This is a genomic window from Rhodanobacter fulvus Jip2, from assembly GCF_000264315.1.
GTDB lineage: Bacteria > Pseudomonadota > Gammaproteobacteria > Xanthomonadales > Rhodanobacteraceae > Rhodanobacter > Rhodanobacter fulvus.
In genome coordinates this window covers 1-4,294 of sequence record NZ_AJXU01000040.1, presented here as the reverse complement: position 1 = coordinate 4,294, position 4,294 = coordinate 1, and the positions used below count along the sequence as shown (strand labels likewise).

General features: G+C 68.3%; 3 protein-coding genes. 2 read left to right on the top strand and 1 reads right to left on the bottom strand.

Features of this window, described 5'->3' with window-relative positions; translation table 11 throughout:
* Positions 1 to 102 precede the first annotated feature (102 nt).
* Positions 103 to 900 carry a TatD family hydrolase gene (locus UU9_RS10265; RefSeq protein ID WP_040670795.1) on the bottom strand — a complete coding sequence of 266 codons (798 nt, stop codon included), beginning with the start codon at positions 898 to 900 and terminating at the stop codon, positions 103 to 105.
* A 733-nt stretch (positions 901 to 1,633) separates the two neighbouring features.
* Between UU9_RS10265 and UU9_RS10255 the strand changes: the two genes are divergently transcribed.
* Both UU9_RS10255 and UU9_RS10250 read left to right on the top strand, forming a co-directional pair.
* Positions 1,634 to 3,595, top strand: a complete 1,962-nt coding sequence (locus tag UU9_RS10255) for a S8 family serine peptidase (protein ID WP_007081684.1) — start codon at positions 1,634 to 1,636, stop codon at positions 3,593 to 3,595.
* A gap of 144 nt (positions 3,596 to 3,739) precedes the next feature.
* Positions 3,740 to 4,294: ESPR-type extended signal peptide-containing protein (locus UU9_RS10250; protein ID WP_007081683.1), on the top strand; the 555-nt coding region annotated here is incomplete at its 3' end.

Below are 4,294 nucleotides of genomic sequence, written 5' to 3'. Positions count from 1 at the left end.
GCAAGCGCCAAGCGGGGTGGCCTTCTCTTTTGGTTACTTTTCTCTTGGCCACGCAAGAGAAAAGTGACTCGGTCGCCGAAGGCGATCGAAAGCTCTTCGCTCCTACAGGGCTGGCGCCAGGCCGAAGAAGGCTTCGGCGGTGGCCGTGCTGTTTGCGGCGGTGACCTCGGGGCTCTCGCCGCGGTCGCGGGCGATTTCCTCGCAGATGTGTCGCAGGTACATCGGTTCGTTGCGCCGGTGCGCGGGCGGCGGTCGCACGGTACGCGGGAGGAGGTACGGTGCGTCGGTTTCGATCATCAGCCGGTTGGCGGGGATCTCGCGCACCAGTTCGCGCAGGTGCACGCCGCGGCGTTCGTCGCAGATCCAGCCGGTGATGCCGATGTGGCAGTCCAGCGCCAGGTAGTCGCGCAAGGCTTCGGCGGTGTCGGTGAAGCAATGCACCACGGCGGCCGGCACGCGGTCGCGGTAGCGGCGCAGCAGGGCCAGGAAATCGGCATGTGCGTCGCGCTGGTGCAGGAACAGCGGCATGCCGCGATCTGCCGCGATCTGCAGCTGGCGTTCGAACACGTGCAGTTGCACGTCGCGCGGCGAATAGTTGCGGTTGTAGTCCAGCCCGGTTTCGCCGATCGCGCGCACGGTCGGGTCGAGCGACAACGCGCGCAGTCGCGCGTCAGTGGCGTCGTCGTAGTCGATCGCGTGGTGCGGATGCACGCCGGCGGTGGCGTACAGGCGGCCGGGATGGGTGGTGGCAAGTGCCACCGCGTGCTCGCTGCCTTCGCGCGAGGCGCCGGTGACCACCAGTCGATCCACGCCGTGAGCGGCCGCCCGCTGCAGTACCGCGTCCATGTCGTGCTGGAACGATTCGTGGCCGAGGTTGGCACCGATATCAACGAGATCCATGCGATCCACCAGCTCCGACAAAAACGCCCATTGTGGCCCGCCTGTGCGGCGGCGCAAGTGCAGGAAGACGTGAAAACCTGCATGCAGATTCATCACGATGGGCTGCGTATAAAAACCTGGTGCCGCAAGCGGTGAAGGGGGCGACGGCGTTCGCGCAGTCGTGCATCGCAAGCGGCATACGGGGTTGCAACAAAAGCGCACGGCGGTACCGGTTGGGTCCGGCAGCGCCGTGTTCGAGCCGCATAACGTTGTCTGGGAGAGAGACATCATGCGTAGCCAGTTTTTCGCCTTCGCCATAACCCATCCCATCGTCCTCAACAGGCCGGTCGCGGTGCCTCTGAGCTAGAAGCTGACTGACATTCCGGAGAGCGGTGGCCACGGCCATCGCTGCGGCTTGCCGTCGCGGGAATGTCGGTGGCTTTCATCGCTCATGGCTTCGCCATGCCTGCTTTTGCGCATCACCTCGCGGTACGCCGCGTGGTGGTCATGCGCCACGTTTTCTTCCGTACGCCGATCTGTCCGGGCGCGCCCTGCCGCGCCGGCCGGCGCGTTTTTTCGCCGATGGCAAATGTCACCGGCATCCAATGACGCCTGGGGCGACGCATGCCGCGTGGTTCCACAGGGGGGGCGCCATGCGCGGCCACAACCGCGACGCAGCAGCCGGGCCGGACCGTCGTCCACGACGCGCCGGCCATTCGCTCGATACAGCGACCACTACCGTTTGGGAGTTCACATGAACAACAACGTTTTTCGCATGGGCGTACTCGCGGCGGCGCTGGCCGCCGCCATGGCCACTACGGCAGGGTTTGCTGCCGCGGTTTCGCCGACCGGCAATCCGGCACGGATGAACCTCACCGCGCTGCAGGGCCAGCCATCGTTCGACCGCTTCATCGTCACCTACCGCCAGGGCAGCAGCGAGCGCACGAATCGCGCCGCGGCGGTACAGAACGTGGGCGCTGCGCTGAACCGCGCCGGCCTGGTGCGCGCGGGCCGCAGCGTCGCCGGCGCACCGGCTTCGGTCAGCGTGCGCTACCAGCGCAAGCTGGCGGTGGGCGCGGACCTGCTGCGCACCTCGCGTCCGCTCGACCGCAGTGAAGCGGCGGCGCTGATCCGGCAGTTGTCGACCGATCCGGCGGTGGCCTATGTGGTGCCCGACGTGCTGCGCCACCGCGTACGCGATGTACCGGCGTCGAAGCTGCTGCAACCGCAGACGGTCACGCCAAACGACACCTACTACGCCAAATACCAGTGGAACCTGAAGGCGCCCGACGGCGCCGTCACCACCGAGGGCCACGCCAACCTGGGCGGCACCAACGTCAACAACGCATGGGATCTATCCGACGGCACCGGCGTGGTGATTGCCGTGCTCGATACCGGCATCACCACGCACGTGGACGTGGACACGTCGCTGGGTGACGCCGGTTACGACTTCATCGAAGACAGCCTGGTGTCCGGCCGCGCCACTGACGGCCGCGTGCCGGGCGGCTGGGATACCGGCGACTGGACCACCGAGGAACCCTGGCTCACCGAATGCACCGATGCCGACCATCCGCCGGAGGACAGCTCCTGGCACGGCACCCACGTGGCCAGCACCGCCGGCGCGGAGCTCACCAACAACGCGGTGGGCATGGCCGGCATCGCCCATGGCGCGAAGATCCTGCCGGTGCGCGTGCTCGGCCATTGCGGCGGCTACGACAGCGACATCAACGACGCCATCGTTTGGGCGGCCGGTGGCCACGTGGATGGCGTGCCGGACAACACGCATCCGGCGAAAGTGATCAACCTCAGCCTGGGCGGCGCAGGCAACTGCCCGGCCAGCGACCCGGCGGCGCAGGCGGTGGCCGCGGCCAATGCGCTGGGCGCGGTGGTGGTGGTATCGGCCGGCAACGAGAACATCGATGCATCGCAGGCCTCGCCGGCCAGTTGCCCTGGCGTGATCACCGTCGCTTCCACCGGCATCACCAGCAGGCGCGCCTTCTACTCCAACTACGGTAGCGCAGTGGAGATCGCCGCGCCCGGCGGCGGCGTGTACGAGAACGACGCCAGCAGCGGCACCCAGGTCAACGACGGTTTCATCTGGCAGGCGTTGAACAGCGGCACCACCACGCCGGTGCCCGACGACGACAGCTACGGCGGCTACGCCGGCACCTCGCAGGCCAGTCCGCACGTGACCGGCACCGTGGCCTTGATGCAGAGCGCGCGGCTGGCGGCCGGCATGGCCTTGATGACGCCCGCCGAAGTGCTGGCCACCTTGCAGCAGACGGCGCACGCGCCCAGCGTGGCACCGCCAGCCAACCGCGGCATCGGCGCCGGCATCGTCGATGCAAATGCGGCGATGCGAGCCGCCATCGGTGAAGACGGCGGCCCGGGCGAAGCCGTCGTGCTGACCAACGGCGTGACCCTGGCGGGCCAATCCGGCAGCGCGGCCAGCAGCACCGTCTACACGCTGGTGGTGCCGGCCGGCGCGATGGCGCTGAGCCTGCGCACCTATGGCGGCAGCGGCAACGTGTCGCTGTACGCCAAGGTCGGTGCAGCCGGCAGCGCATCCGACTACGGCTACAAGTCCACGCGGCCGGGCAACAGCGAGTCGGTGGTGGTGGCGCGTCCCGCGGCCGGCACCTGGTACGTGACCGTGGTCGGCGAGACGGCATTCGCCGGGGTGAGCGTGCTTGGCAGCTTCCGGGCGCCGCATTGATCGGCTGTTGAACCGAGCGGGCCTGCGTCGTGCGGGCCCGCTGCTTTTCGATGTCGCACCCGCGTCGGTGCGGTAGCGCGGCTGTGGAAAAAACCGGCGCCGGTCATGCGGCGTCCGCGTCCGAACCCCTCCTGGAGAACAACCGTGAATACGATCTACAGCAAGGTATGGAACACGTCCCTCGGCATGCTGGTGGTGGCCTCCGAACTGGCTCGAATCCGCGGCAAGAGCGGTGCGACGGGCGCGGGCTGCGGTCAACGCCGGCTGGGTGTCGGTACCGTTTGCGGCGCCATGCTGGCGGCCGCGATGGCGCTGCCGTCGGTGGCGCGCGCGGATGTCTGCCTGGGCACGTTCACGTTGAGCTTTGGCCACGCGCCGTCCGCGCAGGGCAATGCTTTCGCCTGCGGCCGCGATGCCATGGCGTCGGGCCAGTATTCCACCGCGTTGGGCAACCAGAGCCTGGCCAAGGGCCGCTATTCGCTGGCCAACGGTTACCAGAGCAATGCACTGGGCAACAACAGCACGGCAGTCGGTTACGGGGTGATGGCGCAGAACGCCAACACTACCGCGCTGGGCGCCAACAGCGCCGCGCTGGGTACGGCGGCCACCGCCACCGGCGCCGGCAGTCTGGCACTGGGCGATGACGCCACCGCCACCGGCGCCAACAGCGCGGCCAACGGGCTGCAAAGTTCAGCCTAC